Genomic DNA, 19,449 nt, shown 5'->3' with positions numbered 1-19,449 from the left:
TAAATACGCTTTCCGGAATGTCAAAACCGTAATCCGACAACGGTCACCGCCGCAAGACAACGGCGGCCTATCGGTTTTGTTGATGTACCAGACCATCGCGGTCCTGTTCGCATTCGTCTTCGCCTACAGCCTCGTGGCGGTCCCGCTGGAGCGCAGTCCACTGGCCGGCGCCGTGATCTTCGCCGCCTTCGGCTTCGCTGCAGGGCCGGCCGGGTTGCGCATCTTCACGGTGAACGCCGAGGCCCATCTTCTTCAACGGTTGGCCGAGTTCACGCTGGCCCTCGTACTGTTCACGGATGCCGCCAAAGCCGACCTCGGCGTGCTGCGACGCTCATACGCGATCCCCGGACGTCTCCTGCTCATCGGATTGCCGCTTACAATCCTGTTCGGCTTCCTGTTCGGTACCATTCTATTCCCGGAATTGGGCTTCCTCGAATGCGCCCTTCTCGCGACGATCCTGGCGCCGACGGATGCGGCCCTCGGAAAGGCAGTGGTCACGAATCCGGACCTCCCGGGCCCGGTGCGCGAAGGGCTGAATGTGGAGAGCGGCCTGAATGACGGCATCTGCGTCCCGGTCCTTCTGATCTTCCTGACGCTCGCCGCGGGATCCGATCCGGGGCGGCCCCCGCTGGATCTTACGGTCCACCATTTCGGCACGGAGATCGGTGTCGGCCTCGTCGTAGGCGGCGGGTTGGCCGTTCTGGGCGTCGGGGCCCTGCGCTATGCCGGCAATCGCGGCTGGATCGACTCGGCTTGGCGGCAACTCCCCGCGGTGGCGCTCGCGCTTACGGCGTTCGCGGCAGCGCAGGCTCTGGGCGGCAGCGGCTTCATTGCATCCTTCGTCGGCGGCCTCGTCGCCGGTGGCATGGCGCGGCACCGCGTGGTCAAGCACGAGCTGCTCTGCGCGGCCGAGGGGGCCGGCGACGTCCTGGCCCTGTCGACCTGGGTGCTCTTCGGGGCCGTCGTGATCGCGCAGGTCCCGCAGCGGCTGACCTGGGCGGTCATCGTCTACGCCGTCTTGAGCCTCACCGTGATCCGCATGCTTCCGGTCTGGCTGGCTCTGACGGGCACGGGCCTGAAGACGGACGGCAAGCTGTTCATCGGCTGGTTCGGTCTGAGAGGGCTCGCCAGCGTGGTCTTCGCCGTCATCGTGCTCGCGGCCGATCTTCCGGGACGTCAGGCCCTGACGACGACGGTCGCGGCCACCATCATCCTCAGCATCCTCGCGCACGGCTTGACCGCGAACGCGCTCTCCGCAGCCTTCGCGCGCCGCGCCGCGCCGCGCCACCGCCGCCGATCCGGCGCAAGCCGGCAAGGCTCCTTCGGCCGGTCCTGAGACGGCCCCTGAACGGAGCGTCGCGCGCCGACAGGGGCCACATGCTGTCTCGGCCGATCAAGCGGGCGACCGGTGACGCCATACACTGCGGTGCGCTTCGGAGAGCGAGGGCGCCTGATCCTTGATCTCGCTCAAGGGGGCGCTGGCGAAGCGGCGTACTGTCTCTCCCGCCAGGAGAATTCACGATGCCGACTTTGGCTCCCGCACGGCCATCGTCTGACACGCGCCGCCACGAGAAGGACGATCGGCTGATCGCGGCCGCGCAGGCGCTGCCGGAGCTTCGGGTGGCGGTCGCCCATCCCTGCGCCGTGGCCTCCCTGTTCGTCGCCGGGCAGCGGGCGGCGCGTCTGATGCCCGAGGTCTAGCCGATGACCCCGGTCCTGCTCGTCCTGAATGCGGGCTCGTCGAGCCTCAAGTTCCAAGTCTTCATCCTCGGCGATGGCGAAGAGCCGCAGCGTATCTTCCGGGGCCTGTTCGAGGGGCTCCGTGAAGCGCCCCATCTGCGGATCCGTGATCGGACCGGCACGACGGTGGCCGACGAGGACTTCGGCAGCGACGGGGCGTTCGGCCACGAGGACGCGCTCCTGCACGTGGCCGCCTGGATGCGCGCGCACAGTGGCGGCTTCGAGCTGGTCGCCGTCGGGCACCGGATCGTCCATGGCGGGATGACCTATTGCGAGCCCGTGCGCGTGACTGCGGAGGTCCTGGAGGCCCTGGAGCGCCTCGTGCCGCTGGCTCCCCTCCACCAGCCGCACAATCTCGAGCCGATCCGCATCTTCCGGCGGCGCTTCCCCGATCTGCCCCAGGTCGCCTGCTTCGACACGGCCTTCCATGCCGGTCAACCGGAGATCGCCCGGCTTTTCGCCCTGCCGCACGCGATGATGGAGGGTGGCGTGCGCCGCTACGGCTTCCACGGCCTGTCCTACGCCTACATCGCTTCGGTGCTCCCGGAGTATGATCCCGCCCTGGCGGCCGGACGCGTGGTCGTGGCCCATCTCGGCAACGGCGCCAGCCTGTGTGCGCTGAACCGCGGCGCCAGCGTCGCCACCACGATGGGCTTCTCCGCCCTCGACGGGCTGCCCATGGGGACGCGCTGCGGCAGCCTCGATGCCGGCATCGTGTTCTACATGCTCCGCGAGATGAAGCTCGGCCCGGACGAGGCGGAGCGCATGCTCTACACGCAGTCGGGCCTGCTGGGCGTGTCCGGGATCTCGAACGACATGCGCACGCTGCGCCGCGTCGCGGCGCGCGAGCCCGATGCCCGCCGAGCCATCGACCTGTTCGTCTATCGGATCGGTCGTGAACTCGGCTCCCTCGTCGCCGCACTGGGCGGCATCGACGCTCTCATCTTCACGGCCGGCATCGGCGAGAACGACGCCGCCACCCGTGCGGAGGTCCTGCGGGGTGCCGCCTGGGCGGGATTCGAACTCGACGACGCGGCCAACGCTTCCGGCGGCCCCCGCGTGACCCGAGGTCCCGGGCCGACCGCCTGGGTCATTCCGACGGACGAGGAACTGATGATCGCGCGCGGCACGCGCGCCGTGTTGTCTTGGCCCAGGAGCAGCCGGCCGCAGCCGGCGCTTTGAACAACGGGAGCTTGCCATGGACGCCGTGAGAACCAGGTCGCCGGCCGATCTCGAACTCGCCGACGAGACCTTCATGTCGGCCGCCGAACTCGGTGCCTACACGGCCAAGTTGAAGGCCGCCAAAGCCATGAAGGCGCTGAAGGCCGAGGACCAAGCGAGTCAGGCGCGGGCCGAGCTGATCAAGACTCTGTCCAAGACCATCGAGCTCACGCCCGAGAAGGTGCAGGAGATCACGCGGCCTCTCCTGCACAAGCTCCGGGTCGCGGCCGAGCAGGGCAAGAACGAGTTGCTGGTCATGCGTTTTCCGAACGCGATGTGCACCGACAGCGGGCGAGCCATCAACAATGCCGAGGCGGACTGGCCCGACACCCTGACCGGGCGGCCCCGGCAGGCATACGAGTTCTGGCGCGAGCGACTGCGCCCCCTCGGCTATGGCTTGTCGGCGATGATCGTCGACTGGCCCGACGGCATGCCGGGCGATGTTGGTTTCCTCCTGACCTGGGAAAAACTCCGCGTGTGATTCAGGACGCCCCGGGATGGCGATCATGACCGAGCAGCGGACACAGACCGCCACCTCAGCGGGTGAACGACCTGCGCTCCCGGATCTCTTCGCGTTGCTGAGCGCTGGCTGAGGTCACGGCGAAGCGGGTGACCATCCTGGCCGCGCGGGTTCTCTCCGTCGAGGAGCTGAACGGCGATTAGATCGACGCGGAGATCCTACAGCTCCAGACGCAGCGGGATGCGACGCGTGACGAGGCGACGCGGGCCCGTTTCGATGTCTCGATCGCCCGGCTCGAAGAGTTCAAGGCCGGGCTCGGGCTTTGAAGGGTCGATGTCCGGGCGCGCGGCCTCCCCTCAGTGCAGTTCCGGAACGAAATGCCCCTTGGTGAGAGTGTCGTCGTAGGCCTTGTCCTTGAGGCGCTTCGGCAAGACCACGGCCTCGCGCTTCACTTCCTTGTAGGGGATCAGGCTCAGCAGATGGGCGATGCAGTTGAGACGGGCGCGCCGCTTCTCATCTGAGCGGACGATATGCCAGGGCGCCTCATCGATATCGGTCGCCGCCAACATCTCGTCCCGGGCGATCGAGTAGTCGTACCAGCGACTGTAGGACTCGAGGTCCATGGGACTGAGCTTCCACTGCCGGAGAGGGTCATCGATCCGGGCCAGGAAGCGGCGCTTCTGTTCCTTCCGGCCGACTTCGAGCCAGAACTTGATCAGCTGCGTTCCGCCGCCCACGATGAAGCGCTCGATCCGCGGGCACAGATCGAGGAAGCGGCGATATTCAGCGTCGCTGCAGAACCCCATGACGCGCTCGACGCCCGCGCGGTTGTACCAGCTCCGGTCGAAGATCACGATCTCGCCGGCCGCCGGGAAGTGCTCGATGTAGCGCTGAATGAACATCTGGGTCTTCTGCCGGTCGGAGGGGGCCGGCAGCGCGGCCACGCGAAACACCCGCGGGCTCACCCGCTCGGTGAGCGCCTTGATCGTGCCGCCCTTGCCGGCAGCGTCACGTCCCTCGAAGACCACGACGATGCGCGCGCCGGATCTCCGGACCCAGTCCTGCAGATGGCAGAGCTGCACCTGCAGCGCGCGGAGTTCCCGCTCGTACGCCTTGCGCTTGAGCTTGGGCTGCGCCAGCCCCTCGTCGGTGGCTTCGTCGTCGGTCTCGGGCTCCTGTGCCCGCGTCGCATCGTCCGTCACCGCCCAGCCTCCTCATCCTGCCCGGCTCGACCGCGCACGGTCACTCGGCCGGCATGTGCTCCTGCGTTCCGGCCGGCTCCGCCGCCGCGTCGTGCCGCGTCCCGTTCCCGCCCAGAAGGCCCCAGGCCCGCTCACGCAGGCTCTGGAACAGCACGTAGAGGGGCGGGATCACGAAGATCCCGATGAAGGACGCGGCGATCATTCCGCCGAAGACGGGCGTCCCCACGTTGCGCCGCGCGAGTTGCGAGGCGCCGGCGGCGATGACCAGCGGAAACAGGCCGAGGATGAAGGCGAAGGAGGTCATCATCACGGGCCGGAAACGCAGGCGCGCGCCCTCGGTCGCCGCCTCGTGGAGCGGCACGCCCCGATCGCGCTGCTCCTTGGCGAACTCGACGATCAGGATGCCGTTCTTGGCTGCGAGTCCGATCAGCACCACCATGCCGATCTGCGCGTAGAGGTCGAGGGTGAGCCCGCCCCACACCATCGCCGCGTAGGCGCCCAGGATCCCGACGGTGACCGACAGCAGCACCGGGACGGGGATCGTCCAGCTCTCGTAGAGGCCGACCAGGAACAGGAATGCGAACAGGACGGCGAAGCCGAGGATGATCGCGGTCTTGCCCTCGGCCCGCTTCTCCTGGAACGCCGTGTCGGTCCACTCGCCCGCGAACCCCGCCGGCAAGGTGCGGCCCGCGACCGCCTCCATGGCGGCGAGCGCTTGGCCCGACGAGATGCCCGGCGCCGGAGAGCCCTGCACGGTGACCGCCCGCAGGTTGTTGTAGCGGATCAGCGCCGGCGGTCCGACCACGATCCGCGCTTCCGCGAGGGAGCGCAGCGGCACCATCTCGCCGTCCTTGTTGCGCACGTTGATGCGGTAGATGTCGTCGATCCGCGTGCGATCGGCGGCCTCGGCCTGGACCTGCACCTGCCACGTGCGGCCGAACAGGTTGATGTCGTTGACGTAATAGCCGCCCAGCGAGGCCTGCAGCGCCTGGAAAACGGTCTCCAGCGGCACCCCGAGGATCTGGACCTTGTTGCGGTCGATGTCGAGAAACACCGAGGGGTTCGTGGCCGAGAACGTGCTGAAGACGCGGTTGAGCTTCGGCTCGTCGTTCGCCGCCACGATCAGCCCGCGCACGACCTGGGCGAGGTCCTTCGGATCGCCGCCGCGCAGGTCCTCCAGGACGTAGGCGAAGCCGCCGCCGGTGCCGAGGCCGATGACGGGAGGCGGCGCCAGGGGCACTACGGTCCCGCCCGGGATGTCCCGGAACTGACGGCCCAGCCGGGCGATCACGGCCGCCGCCCCGTCCGCAGCGCCGGTGCGTTCCTCGAACGGCTTGAGAGTCACGACCAGGAAGGCCGCGTTGCCCTGCGAATAGTTGTCGATGAAGTTGAGGCCGATCACCGATGTCGTGTCGGCGACCACGTGCTCCTGCCGCAGGATCGCCTCGGCATGCGCCACCACCTCGGCGGTGCGTCCCACCGCGGCGCCCTCGGGCAGCTGCACCACGACGAAGAAGGCGCCCTGATCGTCCTCGGGCAGAAAGCCGGTGGGGGTCATCTTGGCCAGCTGCAGCGCGCCGTAGGCGGCCGCGCCGGCGAGTACGAGCCCGATCACCGAGAAGCGCACGATCCGCGCCACCACGGCACCGTAGCCGTCGCGCACCCGGTCGATCGCCCGCATGACGACGCCCATGATCCCGCGGCGGGGACCCTGATGCGGCCGCAGAAGCACGCCGCACAAAGCCGGCGACAGGGTCAGCGCGTTGACGGCCGAGATCAGCATCGCGACCGCGACGGCGACCGCGAATTGTCGGAAGAGCTCGCCGGAGATGCCGGGGACGAAGGCGACCGGCACGAAGACCGAGAGCAGCACCAGGGTGATGGCGATGATCGGCGCCGTGATCTCGGCCATCGCCCGCTTGGTGGCCTCCCGCGGGGAGAGATCGGGATGCTCCTCCATCACGCGCTCGACGTTCTCGACGACCACGATGGCGTCGTCGACGACGATGCCGATGGCCAGCACCAGGGCGAGGAGCGAGACGGAGTTCGCCGAGTAGCCCACCGCCTTCAGGGCGATGAAGGTCCCGATCAGGCTCACCGGCACGGCGAGCGTCGGGATGAGCGTCGCGCGCAGGCTGCCGAGGAACAGGAACACCACCACGACGACGAGCACGAAGGCTTCGATCAGGGTCTTGCGGACCTCGCGCACCGTCTCGGTGATGAAGGTGGTCGGGTCGTAGGTGACCTTCCAGGCGAGCCCCTCGGGGAAGGACTTGGCCAGCGCGCCGACCCGGGCCTGGACTTCCTTCAGGGTCGCGAGGGCGTTCGCGCCGGGGGACTGGTAGATCGCCACCACCGTGGCGGGGCTCCCGTTCAGCCGTGTCTCGCGGTCGAGATTGGCGGCGCCGAGCTCGATGCGGGCGACGTCCCCGAGCCGCAGCACGGACCCGTCCGGATTCGTGCGCAGGATGACGTTGCGGAACTGCTCCGCGGAGTTCAGGCGCCCCTGCGTCTGGATGCTGAGCTGGAGCTGCTGCTCGTCCGAAATCGGGCGTGCGCCGATCCGGCCCACGGGAGCCTGCACGTTCTGCGTGCGGATCGCTGCGATGACATCGCCCGTGGTCAGGTTGAGACCGGTGAGCTGGTCGGTCCGGACCCAGGCCCGCATCGCATAATCCTGCGGCCCCCACAGGGTCGCGTCGCCGACGCCGGGCGTGCTCTTGATGCGGTCGAGCAGGTTGATCGTCACGTAATTCGAGATGAAGAGCGGGTCCTGCATGCCCTTGGGCGAGTAGACCGCCAGCACGCCCAGCAGCGCGGAAGATTTCTTCTTGACCGTGACGCCCTGCTTGCGGACGTCCTCGGGCAACTTGGCCAAGGCGATCTGAACCCGGTTGTTGACGTTGACGGCGTTGATGTCCGGATCGGTGCCGAGTTCAAAGGACCCGGTGAGCGTGTAGCTGCCGTCGTTGCCGCTGACGCTCTTCATGTAGATCATCTTGTCGACGCCCACGACCTGAGACTCGATGGGCTGTGCGACGGTCGATTCCACCACCTCGGCGGAGGCGCCGGGATAGGTCGTCGTCACCGAGACCTGGGGCGGCACGATGTCGGGGTACTGGGCCACCGGGATGGTGAACAGCGCCAGCGCTCCGGCGATCGACGTGACGATCGCGATCACCACCGAGAGGCGCGGCCGGTCGACGAAGATCGCCGAGACCATGGCGTCAGATCCTGCCGGCCGACTGGGCGATCGGGTTCGCCTGCACGGTGATTCCGGGCCGCACCCGCTGCAGGCCGTCGACGATGACGAGCTCCCCGGCCGACAGGCCCTCGTCGATGACGGCATCCGGGCCGGTACCGGCGGAACCGAGTTTCACGCGCCGGGTCACGGCCCGCCCGTCCTCGACGACGAAGACGTAGACCCCGCCCTGGTCGGCGATGAGCGCCGCTTGCGGGACGACGATCTTCTGCTCGGGCTCCCCAATCTGAAGGGCGACCTGGACCAGCTGCCCGTCGCGCAGCACGCCCGCCGGGTTCGGCATGACGGCGCGCACCAGGACCGTGTCGGTCGTCCGGTCGACGCTGATGTTGACGAAATCGACCCGTCCCACTTGGCCGTATTCCGATCCGTCCTGGAATCGGATCCGGATGCCGACCTTGCTGCGGTCGGGGCTTTTCGCGCCCTGCTGGTAGCGCAGGAACTCGCGCTGGCTCACCGGGAAGGTGACGTAGATCGGGTCCTGGCTGACGATCGTGGTCAGCACGCCGCTGTCGGGCCCGACGACGTTGCCCTTCGTCACGCTCGTTCGGCCGATCTGGCCGGCGATGGGGGCGGTGATATCCGTGTAGCCGAGGTTGATGCGGGCGGTCTGGAGATTGGCCTCGTCGCCCGTGACGGCGCCCTTCGCCTGATCGAGGGCGGCCCGTGCTTGATCGCGGGCAACGACGGTCCCCGAATTCCGGTCGAGCAGCTCCTGTGCCCTCTGCAGTTGGATGGCGGCCAGAGCCTGCGCCGCCCTGCCGCGCTCCAGGGCGCCTTCGGCTTGCCTGACGGCGGCCACGAACAGATCGCGCTCGATCCGGTACAGAGGGGCTCCTGCCTTCACCGGATCGCCCTCCTTGAACAGGACCGCCTCGAGATAGCCGGTCACGCGGGCGCGCACCTCGACGCGCCCCACCGCCTCGACCCGGCCGACGAAGTCCAGCGCCCTGTCCAAGGCCTTGCGCTGCGCCGTCACCGTTCCGACCGCCAGCGCGGCAGGGGGCTCTCCTTCGCCACGCGCCGAGGGGCCGGGACCGGTGATCAGCAGGGCAACCAGCACGAGAAGGGGGACGCGGACCATCGCAAAGCCTTGCCGCACCGTCTCACGGCTGCGGGGTGGTATTCTGGCAGCTTTCCGCGGGATCGCTTGATCGAGCGAGACGCGGCCGAGCCGAAGCTGCGGCCTCCCCCAGCGCGTTTCGGTCCGTGACCGACGCTCCCGCATGAAACGCCCCGTGCCAGGGTGAGCGTGGTCGTGCGCGCTGGCCGCGTGGCGGCTGCTGCGACATCCGGCGCTTCAGCCCCGTCCGGCCTTGTCCTGATCCGGCAGGTCCAGGTGACTCCCGTCGCGAAACAAGAGCGCCTGCAACCGCCCAGGGCCGAGCACGCGGCCAAGCTCTCGAAACGTGAAATACGGGATCAGGGCGACGGTCATGATCAGGACGACGGACGCCCAGCCGAGGACGCCCCCGCCGCCGATCATCGGCACGCTATCGACCAGCGTCTTTCCCCGCCAGAGCCCGATTGCCATATCCTCAAGCGCGTAGAAACAGACCATCAGCAACGCGAAGAGGCCGGACCGGGTCAGGATCGGATAGAGCAGTGGACCGCTCCGAACGGCTGTCCGGGTGTCGAAATGCTCGGCAATCAACATGATCTTCGCCAAGATCCACGCATTGAGGAAGGCCAGCCCATAAAATCTATAGACGATGCCGTGCCGCGACAGGACGGCATGCTCGTGCAGGATCAGAATGCCAAATATGACCCATAAATAAACAAATATACCGATAAAACTCTTTAGTTCTGCTAAAATTCTTGTTCCGATGCCTTTCATTCGATTGCGGCGGTTGGATTTCGGATGATTTGATCCGTCGGCATCGCCTTCCGAAATGCGAGGGTGTGAAGTGATCATGGTTCGATCCAGCGACCGAGCGTCAGGCTATTGTCGGCGCCTTCGGGCGATGTGTCGTCCTTTCAAGGTGTTTCACGGTGAAGCCCGTCCGATGGCTCGCGTCTCGATCTATGCCTGACGCGGAACGGACGCGCGGCTGGATGCGACACCCGCCGGACAATTTTCGACAGGGTTCCTGTCTGGCCGCTCCGCGGTATTGGCTAAGCCCCATGTTGGATTTGACGCAGCGCGAGCCTGTTCAGGATTGCAGACATTCGCGTGGGCGGCTTGATCGGGTGAGACGTCGTGAATTCGAGGGAGCACCCGATTCATGGCGTGTCTGCTTTCCGGCTCCGATCGCGATCGTATGCCGGCCGATGTGGTTCGACCGCGCCATCCCGGCGTTCGGCAGCGCCGCTCGGCAAGGCGTTGCCGGGGTCTGACGGGTGCGTTGAACCTGTCGGAACGGCGCCGCGGACCGGTCTTGCCCCCGCAACATCCGGGCGCTGCTGGGAGGGCGCCGACACCAAAACATCAAGATTGTCCCAAATCATCAAGCATCAAATTCGGCTTGTCTCTATGTAAACATTCGTACTGATCGTGGCATTTGCTGCAAGGCTTCGGAGGGCGTCATGATTGCTCGTCGGTCACCTGCGCTGTCGGCCTTGTCCGGAGCCATGCTTGCGGCCGTAAGCTGCTTCGCCTGCTTTCCGGCATCTGCCCAACCGCTCATCGTCAGGGTCAATCCGCGTCTGGCCCAGCAAGGTGTCCTCATGTTCGGCAACGAACCCGGCACGATCCAAACGCTTTTCGACACGGGGCCGCGGTATAGCGATCCGAGCGGTGTGCGCGTCGGCCGGGGCAGTCAAATTCCGGGATGGCTGGAACTCGGATCGTTCCAGAACGTCGCGATGCCCGGCCTGAACCCGGTCGGTTACTACGGCTATTACATTTCTCCCGATGATCGCGCGGTCATCGTCGACCTGGATTCGCGTCAGGTCGTACAGGTCCTCCGTCGGTGAATAGAGGGACATGCCGGGATCCGCGGCGCCTGGAACTTCCCTGACGGGTCAAGTCGGGCGGCGCGCCGTCGAAACTCCCGGGGATGGGGCCACCAAGCCATTTCCAGCGCGACGAGGGCGCGAGCCGGAACAGGGGCCCGACCGACGGGATCGTTCGGCCGCCCGACCTTGCCGGATGCCCGGTCTTCGAGACGGGAAGCCGCTCTCCGCCCTGGGCCAAGGGTGGCCGATAGCGATCCCGGATCGGCGCGCCGGTTCGATCGCATTGTGACGCCCGCCCGTCGCGAGACAAAGGTCAAGCTTCGTCCGGCGACCCGAATTCGGGTGTCTCTCACAGGATCAGTGCAAGCGCTGACTGTGACGATGATAGAGATTGAACAGCAGCAAACCACATATCGCCGCTGCATTCACGAAGAGGGCCCAGCCATAGCTGCTGATATGGGGCGCCACAGGATACTCGATCGCGCCGAGGCCCAGCAGTAGGCCGAAGCCTGCCATGGCTGAAAAAATACCAGCGAATACAATCATATCCGCCTCCAAAAGTATTTTTTCCTTACGCTTCACCGTTCGAAGCGATTTCATTAAACTATTATCAGGACGGACGAGCATACTCAAGCGGTGTTTATCCGGTTCCACGAGGCGGTGCGCGCCCAGGGCTTGCAGACATGCGAGCAGGGCCAAGCTGTCGCGACGATGCAGGGCCAAGCTGTCGCGACGATTATGAAGTCTTCAATCCACCTTTTCTCGGTCCCGCCCGTCGCGATCGGGGCGCGTGCGACGTTCAACCTGCGCCAATGATCGCACTGGCCGATACGAGGCCCCGCCACGCGTTGGCGCGTGACGGTCACATCCCGTGCCGGGCCAGCGCGAGGAAGTCATCGGATGGGACTGGAAGCGGCCGGTCCGTCCCGCAGGGCCCGCCTGCCAGGCGGATCCGAATGGCCCGGCAGGTCACCGCCGGCCGGCCGCTGCCAAGCTGGTTCGGTCGACGATCTCGACGGCACCTCGCCGCAACGCGATCAGACCGGCCTCGGCCCATTGGGCCAGGATGCGGCTCACCACCTCACGTACGCTACCGATGTCGTCCGCGAGCTTCTGGTGGGTTACCGCGGCCACGCCCTGCGGACCGGCTTCGGACAGAAGCCGCTGGGCGAGCCGCTGTTTGAGCGGCGAGAACGCGACCTCGTCGATCAGCGTGAACAGGCCGGTCATCAGCCGCGTGTAGTCGCCGAGAACAAAGCTGCGGAAGGCTGCGCTTTCACCCATCAGGTGTTAAAAGGTGCCAACCGGAAGGGCTGCGAGTTCGGTTCTCTCCTCGGCCACGCTCTGGGCCGGGAAAGTACCGCCGGACAGGAGGCACTGCGTCGTCAGCGCACAGGTGCCGCCCGGCCCGACCTTGTAGATCAGAACCTCACGCCCGCTCTCCGACATGCGAAAGATACGCGTCCGTCCTTCGAGACACATCAGGTAGTGGGCACACTCGTCATGGAGTTCGTAGGCCGTCGCGCCGGCCTCGAGCACCGGGAATTGCACGGTGCCCCGCGCGATCTGAAGATGCGCGGAACTGAGCGCCTGAATCGGAGGAAAGCGCGCGATCCAGCGCTCGAGCTTCTGCGCGTCCGTCATGGCTGGCGTCGTTCTCCGGCCGTGACGACGGGCTGATCGTCCGGCACGTGGTGCGTGTTTCTCCCGCCACGTCGGACTTGTGTGACCGGGGTCACCGACCGGGCGCGGCGGCTCGGGATAGCATTGCGGCACACTGAACACGATATGGACGCCAGCGTTGCGTGGCGTCTGCCGGGAGTGAACCGATGCGCCGTCTCGCCTTCAGCTTCATGATCGCTGCCCTTGCCGCCGGCCCTGCTGCGGCCGAACAGGATCTGCTGCTCGGAGCCGACATGGCCTCCCCCGCGATGACGAAGGCAGAGATGAGCCGCGCCGACATCGAGGCGATGATCAGGGCCTCGGACGGCAAGCCCCTCGACCTGCACGACAAGGCGTTGTCGGGCCTCGACCTGTCCGGGCTGAACCTCCGGGGCGCCAACCTGCGGACGGCGCGCCTGAACGGCACCAATCTCCGCGGGGCGGATCTCAGCGGGGCGAACCTCGAACAGGCGTGGTTCCTGAAAGCCGATCTCTCCGGCGCGAAACTCGCCGACGCGAGGATGTTCGGCATCACCGCCCGGGATGCCAACCTGAGCGGCGCCGATCTCAGCCGATCCACGCCGATCGGCGACTTCAAAGGCGCCAATATGAGCGGTGCGATGCTGGTTGACCTCAAGGGCGGCGCCGACATCAGGAACCAGTCCATGGGCCTGATGCGGGCGGTGTTCACTTCGGTGAACCTCTCGGGGGCAAACCTCAAAGGGGCCGACCTGGGCCGGTCGCGCCTGGAATATGCCGACCTCAAGGATGCCGACCTGACCGACGTGGTGCTGATGGGCTCGGACCTGTCCGGTGCGAACCTGACCGGTGCCACGGTCGCCGGCGCGGACTTCAAGAACGTCGATGTCAGCGGCGCCAAACTGATCGACCTCAAGGGCGAGGCCAGCGCCAAAGGCTGGGCCCAACGCGTGAATGCCGACCGCGCCGTCACCCGGGTTTCCCCGTGAAGCTCCGATCGGCGGCCGCTCCGGCCGGCTCCGTGGATCGAGACATCGGAGGCCGTTGGCCGTCCGGGCTCACGAGCCCGACGCGAAGTTACAGACCGGCCTCGGCCCCGCCCTTCAGCTTGACCGGGATGGTCAGGTAGCGGACGCCGTTCGCCTCCGCCGGGGGGAACTTGCCGGCGCGGATGTTCACTTGGATCGACGGCAGCAGCAGGCGCGGCGCCGCAAGCGTGGCGTCGCGGGCGGTTCGCATCGCGGTGAACTCCGCCTCGGTCACGCCCTCCTTCACGTGGACATTGCGTGCGCGCTGCTCGCCCACCGTGGTCTCCCAGGCGTACACGTCACGCCCGGGCGCCTTGTAGTCGTGGCACAGATGCAAGACCGTCTCGGGTGGCAGCGCGAGGAGCTTGCGGATCGAACGGTAGAGGGCGTGTACGTCGCCGCCGGGGAAATCCGCACGCGCGGTGCCGAAATCGGGCATGAACAGCGTGTCGCCGACGAAGACATGGTTGCCGATGCGATAGCAGATATCGGCCGGCGTGTGGCCGGGCGTGTAGAGCACCTCGACGGCGAGATTGCCGATGTGGAAGGTTTCCCCGTCGGCAAAGAGGCAATCGAAATCGCTGCCATCGGTCTTCAAATCCGTGGCATTGAAGACCGGACGGAAGATTTTCTGAACGTCCTTGATGTGCTCGCCGATGCCGATCCGCGCGCCGGTCTTCGCCTTCACAAAGGGTGAGCCGGACAGATGATCGGCATGGGCGTGAGTCTCCAGCGTCCAGACCACCGAAAAGCCCGCCTCCTCGGCCGCCTTCAGCATCGCCGTGACGGAGCGCGTGTCGACGCTGCCGCCATTGTGGTCGTAGTCGAGCACGGGATCGATGAAGGCGGCCTGTTTGGTCTCGGGATCGGCCACGATGTAGCTCACCGTATTGGTGGGCTCATCGAAGAAGGCGCGGATGACGGGTTCGGTCATGTGATCTCTCCTGTCGGCGTCGGGCGTTCCGGGATTGACGCGTGGCGGATCTGGCTGCGACAGATGCGGATCTCAGCGGACGTGGCGGCCGGGCTGGCGCCCGCCAGCCCGGCCCCGCGCAAGTCCCGCGCCCGCAACGCTCACGGAGCTGCGGCGAAGGCACTGCCATTGCGGTACAGCATGAAGCCGGCGACGCCGAAGATCACGGTGGCAAAGACTGTATTCAGCGCGCCCTTGTAGCCGGCGAGTCGGTTGGCAAGGCGCATGCCGATGACGCCGCCGGCAAGGCCACCGGCTATGAACTCGCCCGCGACCGTCCAATCGACCAGGCCCGACAGGGCGTAATTCAGCGCGGTCGCGAGGCCGAAGGCGCCGACCGCGAGCAGCGAGGTGCCGACCGCTGTGATGAGCGGCATGCCGGTCGCGAAGACGAGGCCCGGCACGATCAGAAACCCGCCTCCGATCCCGAAGAATCCCGATAGCATGCCGACCGCAAAGGCGACGGCCACCACTCTTCCGCTCGGTGTCGGGCCGCAGCCGACCGGCTCGGCCGAGCCCTCCTGTCGGGTCCGGCCCCGCAGCATGTGGATGCCGACGATCACCATCAGAAGCGCAAAGAGGAACAGCAGGCGCTGTCCGTCCACGGCCTTGCCCAGGGATGACCCGACGAGGGCGCCCAGGATGCCGACGAGGGCGAAGACAAGGGCGCAGCGCCAGCGCACGTTGCCGGTCCTGGTATGCCCGATGAGCGTCAGGAACGCGTTGGCTGCGACCGCGAGCGCTCCTGTCCCGATGGCGAGGTGCGGTTGGGCAATGCCCACCACGTAAAGCAGCAGCGGCGTTGCCAGGATCGAGCCGCCGCCGCCGATCAGCCCGAGCGTAAATCCGACCCCTGCGCCGGAAAGAACAGCAGGAAGAGCGCTCATCGGCAGTGTCTCTCCGACCTTCCGCTAGACCGACATCTGGCGGGCGGCAGGGCAGGACCCGCCCTGAGCCGTCGTTCATTTAACATAAGAATATATCGATAGGCCCGAGCCCTAGTCTCTCCGTGCATATGATGATCTGTTGCCGCTGCTGTCAATATGCGATCTTATCGATTCAGCCTATCATATACGTATAATATAGAATGATGGATGCGACGATGGAATCAAAGCGCCTGACGCCGGATCTGTCGGTCGCGGGGCAGATCTTTCCTGCCAATCTCGTGCATATCGCGCAGGCCGGCTTCCGGGCCGTAATCTGCAATCGCCCGGACGGAGAGGGCGTGGATCAGCCGAATTTCGCGGAGATCGAGGCCGCTGCTCACGCCGCGGGGCTCGAGGCCCACGATCTGCCCGTCGTGTCCGGCAAGGTCTCCGACGAGAACGCGGCGGCATTCGGCGTCGCGCGCGCGGCGCTGCCCAAGCCTCTCCTCGCCTATTGCCGCACGGGAATGCGTTCGGCGACGCTGTGGTCGTTCGACGAGGCGGCCCGCGGCCGTCCTCTGCCGGAGATCCTGTCAACGGCGAAGGCAGCCGGCTACGACCTGTCCGGCGTTGTCGGGCGCATCGCCGCGGGCGGCCGCATCCGGAAGGCATCGGCCGATCTGTTCCACAGCGTGGTCGTCATCGGCGGTGGGGCCGGCGGCATCGCCGTGGCGGCCAGTCTCAAGGCGCGCAAGCCCGATCTCGACATCGCGCTGATCGAGCCCGCCGATGTGCACTATTACCAGCCAGGCTGGACCATGGTCGGCGGCGGAATCTTTTCGCCCGCCGTCACAGCCAGGACCATGGCCTCGCTGATTTCCACAGGCGTATGCTGGATCAAGGACGCTGTGGCTGCCTTCGAGCCGGATCGGAACACCGTGATCCTGGAGGGGCACCAAACTGTGCGCTACGATCGACTGTCGTCGCGCCCGGTCTGACGCTCGATTGGGCCGGTGTCGCGGGGTTGACCGAAACCCTCGGGCGGAACGGCGTCACCTCGAATTACCGCTACGATCTGGTGCCCTACACCTGGGAACTCGTACAGACCCTGCGGGCCGGCCGCGCCCTGTTCACGCAGCCGCCCATGCCGATCAAATGCGCCGGCGCGCCGCAGAAGGCGATGTATCTCTCGGCCGATCACTGGCTACGCCAGGGCCGGCTCAAAGATATCGACGTCGAACTCTACACGGCCAGTCCGGCGCTGTTCGGCGTCGAGGATTATGTCCCCGCATTGATAACTTATGTGAATCGTTACGATGCGCGCCTGAACTTTCGCCATACGCTGACGCGGATCGACGGCCCCGCCAAGCGCGCGTGGTTCTCCCGCCAGACCGAGACCGGCATCTGCGAGACGATCGAGACCGATTTCGACATGATCCACGTCGTGCCGCCGCAACAGGCGCCCGATTTCATCCGTGCGTCCCCGCTCGCCGACGCGGCCGGCTGAATCGCCGTTGATCCCGCGAGCCTGCGCCACGCGCGCTTTCCCGCGATCTACGCCTTGGGCGATGCGATCGGCGCTTCCAATGCCAAGACGGCCGCCGCCGCGCGCAAACAGGCCCCGGTCGTAGCCCACAATCTCCTCGTCGAGATGGGGCATCTGCGCGGGGCCGAGGTCGCCTACGACGGCTACGGGTCGTGCCCCCTGACGGTTGAGCGCGGGAAGATTCTGCTCGCGGAAGTCGGATATGGCGGAACGCTGATGCCGAGCTTCCCGGCTTGGCTGATCGACGGCACGAAGCCGAGCCGCGTGGCGTGGCTGCTCAAGGAACGGATGCTGCCCCCGCTGTACTGGAAGGCTATGCTGAAGGGCCGAGAGTGGCTGGCGAAACCGCAGCGAGCCGAACGGACCGCCTGATCGGGGAGGCCGGTGCCCGCCTACGGGCTGGCGCCTCCGCCCTCAGCGGCTCACCGTGATCGGTCTCGTCGAGCGCGGGGCGGTGAACCGAAAGAGCAGCATCCCGGCGAGCATCGCCGCAACGAACAGCGCGACCTCCGGCAGGCCGAGTGTCAGACCGGCCAGGGCCGGGCCAGGGCAGAAGCCGGCGAGTCCCCAGCCGATTCCGAACAGGACGGCGCCCCCGAGCAGGCGGGCATCGACGCTCCGGTTCGCCGGTATCTCGAACCGGTCCGCGAGGGCAGGCCGGGGCATCCGGGCCTTGACCGCGTAGCCGAGGGCCGAGATGCCGACGGCCCCGGCCAGGACGAAGGCGAGGCTGGGATCCCAGGCCCCCGCGACATCGAGGAAGCCCAGCACGCGTGTGGGGTCCATCATGCCCGAAAGGGCGAGCCCCGCTCCGAAGAGCAGGCCGCTCGCGAAGGCTGCGAGGAGGCGCGGGGTGTTCATCGGACCAGGCCGTGCCGAACGAGGAAGACGGTGACGATCGCGGCGGCCATGAACGTCGCGACTGCTGCGAGGGAACGCGGCGAGAGCCGCGCGAGACCGCAGACCCCGTGACCGCTGGTGCACCCCGACCCCAGACGCGTCCCGAACCCGACCAGAAGCCCGGCCCCGACAAGCATCGGCCAGGAGGCATCGATGCGGATTTGCGGCCAATGGCCCGCCGTCGCTCTGAATAGGGCAGGGCCGGCGAAGAGCCCCACGAGAAAGGCCACCCGCCAAGCCCAGTCCCGAGAGGCCGGGCCGAGCAATCCGCCGACGATGCCGCTGATCCCCGCGATGCGGCCATTGGCGAGGAGCAGCAGGGCCGCCGAGGCGCCGATCAGGGCACCACCGGCGAGGGGGGCGAGAAAGGCATTCATGGCGCGTCTCCGATCTGGCCGAACATCGCGGCCTGCCCGAGGGCCCGTTCGCGCGCGTCGGGGCTGCGCGCCGCCAGGCGCCGCTGCGGGCGGTTGACGATCAAGATATCCTCGATCGCATCGAGGAGCGCACGCGTGCGGGCCTCCGTCAGGCTGTAGAATACGACCTTGTGCGCGCGCCGTGTGGTGACGATCCCGGCGTTGCGCAATTCGCCGAGCTGCTGCGACAGGGTCGGCTGACGGATGCCGAGGCGCTGCTCGATGTCCGAAACCGAGCGCTCGCCGTCCGTCAGCAGGTAGAGGATGCGCAGCCGGTTGGGGTTTGCGACGAGCTTGAGCAACTCGGCGGCCGCGCTCGCCTTGGTCTCGTCCGTGCCGGGTGCCATCAGACGCTTTGCAACCTGTAATACCAATCGGTCCCGCAGCCGCCGATCTCTTCGCTCGTCATCGGTGGATTCGCCAGCACCGGCTCGCCCGGTTGCCATCCCTCGGGCGTCGAGACGTCGGCTGCGTCGGAGGCCTGAAGCGCCCTCACAAGCCGCAGGATCTCGGCGACGCTGCGCCCTACCGTCAGCGGGTAGGTCACGAGGGCGCGCACGATCCCCTCCGGATCGATGACGAACGTGGTGCGCACCGTGGCGCTCGACGCCGCTCCCGCCGGCAGCATGCCATAGGCACGGGCGATGCCCATGGCCGGATCCTCGACGATCGGGAACGGCATTCGCACACCGAAACGCTGCTCGATGCTCTGTTGCCACGCCAGGTGCGACGACAGGCTGTCGACGGAGAGGGCGAGGAGGTCGCAATCCAGGGCCTGGAAAGCCTCGTGGGCCCGGGCGAAAGCCACGAACTCGCTGGTGCAGACCGGCGTGAAGTCCGCGGGGTGCGAGAAGAACACCAGCCAGCGGCCTCGATAGGACGAGAGCGTGCGCGGGCCCATCGTGGTGCGGGCCCGGAAGTTCGGTGCGCCGTCCCCGATAATGGGCGGGCCGGCGGGTTGAGGCACAGCGGTGACGCCACTGTCGATATCGATAGCCATGAAGCGACCTGAGGGGAGGCGCGGCTCTGATCGTTGATGAGTCGAACCGGTCAATCTCGATTTTATATGGATCAGTGCTTCAGACAACGCGAAATATGGATTGACGCACTGGCGATGCCGGGAGGACCATGGCTCAGTGTCCCGCGCCGCGTCTTGGGACGATTCGAGGCTTGCGCGAATTTGCGCCGCGAACCGGCCTTCAGCGAAGATCGATCTCTCTCCGCCCCTGGGTGGCCATTCCGGCACCGGGCGAACAAGCACGCCGACGCCCTGTGACTTGGACCGGCGGCCGGATC

The 19,449-nt window shown here is 66.9% G+C and carries 19 protein-coding genes and 1 pseudogene; 7 read left to right on the top strand and 13 right to left on the bottom strand.

Features of this window, described 5'->3' with window-relative positions:
• The first annotated feature begins 82 nt into the window (after window positions 1-82).
• From ABIC70_RS20180 to ABIC70_RS20165, 4 genes are all read left to right on the top strand, one after another.
• Window positions 83-1,336 carry a cation:proton antiporter domain-containing protein gene (locus ABIC70_RS20180; RefSeq protein WP_354440833.1) on the top strand — a complete coding sequence of 418 codons (1,254 nt, stop codon included), beginning with the start codon at window positions 83-85 and terminating at the stop codon, window positions 1,334-1,336.
• A gap of 185 nt (window positions 1,337-1,521) precedes the next feature.
• Entirely contained in the window at window positions 1,522-1,701 is a 180-nt protein-coding gene (locus ABIC70_RS20175) for a hypothetical protein (RefSeq protein ID WP_043758682.1), read from the top strand.
• A gap of 3 nt (window positions 1,702-1,704) precedes the next feature.
• Complete coding sequence (locus ABIC70_RS20170) at window positions 1,705-2,922, top strand: acetate/propionate family kinase (RefSeq protein WP_354440830.1); 1,218 nt, start codon at window positions 1,705-1,707, stop codon at window positions 2,920-2,922.
• 73 nt (window positions 2,923-2,995) lie between these two features.
• Window positions 2,996-3,442: a hypothetical protein gene (locus ABIC70_RS20165; RefSeq protein ID WP_502916030.1), complete on the top strand. Its 447-nt coding sequence runs from the start codon at window positions 2,996-2,998 to the stop codon at window positions 3,440-3,442.
• Window positions 3,443-3,777: 335 nt separating this feature from the next.
• Here the strand turns inward: ABIC70_RS20165 and ppk2 are convergent, their stop codons facing one another.
• The 4 genes from ppk2 to ABIC70_RS20145 all read right to left on the bottom strand — a co-directional run bounded on the left by ppk2 (window position 3,778) and on the right by ABIC70_RS20145 (window position 9,800).
• Window positions 3,778-4,623 carry a polyphosphate kinase 2 gene (gene ppk2 / locus ABIC70_RS20160; RefSeq protein WP_043385808.1) on the bottom strand — a complete coding sequence of 282 codons (846 nt, stop codon included), beginning with the start codon at window positions 4,621-4,623 and terminating at the stop codon, window positions 3,778-3,780.
• Between the two features lie 40 nt (window positions 4,624-4,663).
• Entirely contained in the window at window positions 4,664-7,846 is a 3,183-nt protein-coding gene (locus ABIC70_RS20155) for an efflux RND transporter permease subunit (RefSeq protein WP_354440828.1), read from the bottom strand.
• A gap of 4 nt (window positions 7,847-7,850) precedes the next feature.
• On the bottom strand, window positions 7,851-8,969 hold the full coding sequence (locus ABIC70_RS20150) for an efflux RND transporter periplasmic adaptor subunit (RefSeq protein ID WP_043385813.1): 1,119 nt from the start codon (window positions 8,967-8,969) through the stop codon (window positions 7,851-7,853).
• A gap of 216 nt (window positions 8,970-9,185) precedes the next feature.
• The gene (locus ABIC70_RS20145) at window positions 9,186-9,800 is read right to left on the bottom strand and encodes a hypothetical protein (RefSeq protein WP_083936028.1); all 615 of its coding nucleotides are present in this window, start codon (window positions 9,798-9,800) and stop codon (window positions 9,186-9,188) included.
• Window positions 9,801-10,411: 611 nt separating this feature from the next.
• Here ABIC70_RS20145 and ABIC70_RS20140 point away from each other — a divergent pair.
• Window positions 10,412-10,801: a hypothetical protein gene (locus ABIC70_RS20140; protein WP_139231656.1), complete on the top strand. Its 390-nt coding sequence runs from the start codon at window positions 10,412-10,414 to the stop codon at window positions 10,799-10,801.
• 339 nt (window positions 10,802-11,140) lie between these two features.
• On the opposite strand, the gene ABIC70_RS20135 is transcribed toward ABIC70_RS20140, so the two are convergent.
• The 3 genes from ABIC70_RS20135 to ABIC70_RS20125 all read right to left on the bottom strand — a co-directional run bounded on the left by ABIC70_RS20135 (window position 11,141) and on the right by ABIC70_RS20125 (window position 12,427).
• The gene (locus ABIC70_RS20135) at window positions 11,141-11,416 is read right to left on the bottom strand and encodes a hypothetical protein (protein ID WP_139231657.1); all 276 of its coding nucleotides are present in this window, start codon (window positions 11,414-11,416) and stop codon (window positions 11,141-11,143) included.
• 336 nt (window positions 11,417-11,752) lie between these two features.
• Window positions 11,753-12,067 carry a Crp/Fnr family transcriptional regulator gene (locus ABIC70_RS20130; RefSeq protein WP_354440825.1) on the bottom strand — a complete coding sequence of 105 codons (315 nt, stop codon included), beginning with the start codon at window positions 12,065-12,067 and terminating at the stop codon, window positions 11,753-11,755.
• Between the two features lie 6 nt (window positions 12,068-12,073).
• Window positions 12,074-12,427, bottom strand: a complete 354-nt coding sequence (locus tag ABIC70_RS20125; RefSeq protein WP_354440823.1) for a cyclic nucleotide-binding domain-containing protein — start codon at window positions 12,425-12,427, stop codon at window positions 12,074-12,076.
• A gap of 185 nt (window positions 12,428-12,612) precedes the next feature.
• Between ABIC70_RS20125 and ABIC70_RS20120 the strand changes: the two genes are divergently transcribed.
• Window positions 12,613-13,413, top strand: a complete 801-nt coding sequence (locus ABIC70_RS20120; protein ID WP_075380654.1) for a pentapeptide repeat-containing protein — start codon at window positions 12,613-12,615, stop codon at window positions 13,411-13,413.
• Between the two features lie 88 nt (window positions 13,414-13,501).
• Here ABIC70_RS20120 and ABIC70_RS20115 read toward each other — a convergent pair whose 3' ends face one another.
• Window positions 13,502-14,386 (bottom strand): MBL fold metallo-hydrolase, encoded by an 885-nt coding sequence (locus tag ABIC70_RS20115; RefSeq protein WP_053611027.1) that lies wholly within the window; start codon window positions 14,384-14,386, stop codon window positions 13,502-13,504.
• 140 nt (window positions 14,387-14,526) lie between these two features.
• Window positions 14,527-15,312 carry a sulfite exporter TauE/SafE family protein gene (locus ABIC70_RS20110; RefSeq protein WP_053611026.1) on the bottom strand — a complete coding sequence of 262 codons (786 nt, stop codon included), beginning with the start codon at window positions 15,310-15,312 and terminating at the stop codon, window positions 14,527-14,529.
• 215 nt (window positions 15,313-15,527) lie between these two features.
• Between ABIC70_RS20110 and ABIC70_RS20105 the strand changes: the two are divergent.
• Window positions 15,528-17,209: pseudogene (locus ABIC70_RS20105) on the top strand (bifunctional protein tyrosine phosphatase family protein/NAD(P)/FAD-dependent oxidoreductase).
• A gap of 42 nt (window positions 17,210-17,251) precedes the next feature.
• Here the strand turns inward: ABIC70_RS20105 and ABIC70_RS20100 are convergent.
• Genes ABIC70_RS20100 through ABIC70_RS20085 form a run of 4 tightly spaced genes read right to left on the bottom strand, consistent with a single transcriptional unit; the run spans window position 17,252 to window position 19,153 of the window.
• Window positions 17,252-17,698, bottom strand: coding sequence for a DUF6691 family protein (locus ABIC70_RS20100; protein WP_354440820.1), 447 nt, complete (start codon window positions 17,696-17,698; stop codon window positions 17,252-17,254).
• Window positions 17,695-18,114 carry a YeeE/YedE family protein gene (locus ABIC70_RS20095; RefSeq protein WP_354440818.1) on the bottom strand — a complete coding sequence of 140 codons (420 nt, stop codon included), beginning with the start codon at window positions 18,112-18,114 and terminating at the stop codon, window positions 17,695-17,697. Before ABIC70_RS20095 ends, ABIC70_RS20100 begins: the two co-directional genes overlap by 4 nt.
• Window positions 18,111-18,500, bottom strand: coding sequence for an ArsR/SmtB family transcription factor (locus tag ABIC70_RS20090; protein ID WP_075380650.1), 390 nt, complete (start codon window positions 18,498-18,500; stop codon window positions 18,111-18,113). The genes ABIC70_RS20095 and ABIC70_RS20090 overlap by 4 nt, the downstream gene beginning before the upstream one ends.
• A complete protein-coding gene (locus tag ABIC70_RS20085; protein WP_053611022.1) occupies window positions 18,500-19,153 on the bottom strand; it encodes a peroxiredoxin in 654 nt (217 codons plus the stop codon). Before ABIC70_RS20085 ends, ABIC70_RS20090 begins: the two co-directional genes overlap by 1 nt.
• Window positions 19,154-19,449 lie beyond the last annotated feature (296 nt).

The organism is Methylobacterium sp. 1973, from assembly GCF_040545035.1.
GTDB lineage: Bacteria > Pseudomonadota > Alphaproteobacteria > Rhizobiales > Beijerinckiaceae > Methylobacterium > Methylobacterium fujisawaense.
This window is presented reverse-complemented; position numbering and strand designations above follow the sequence as displayed.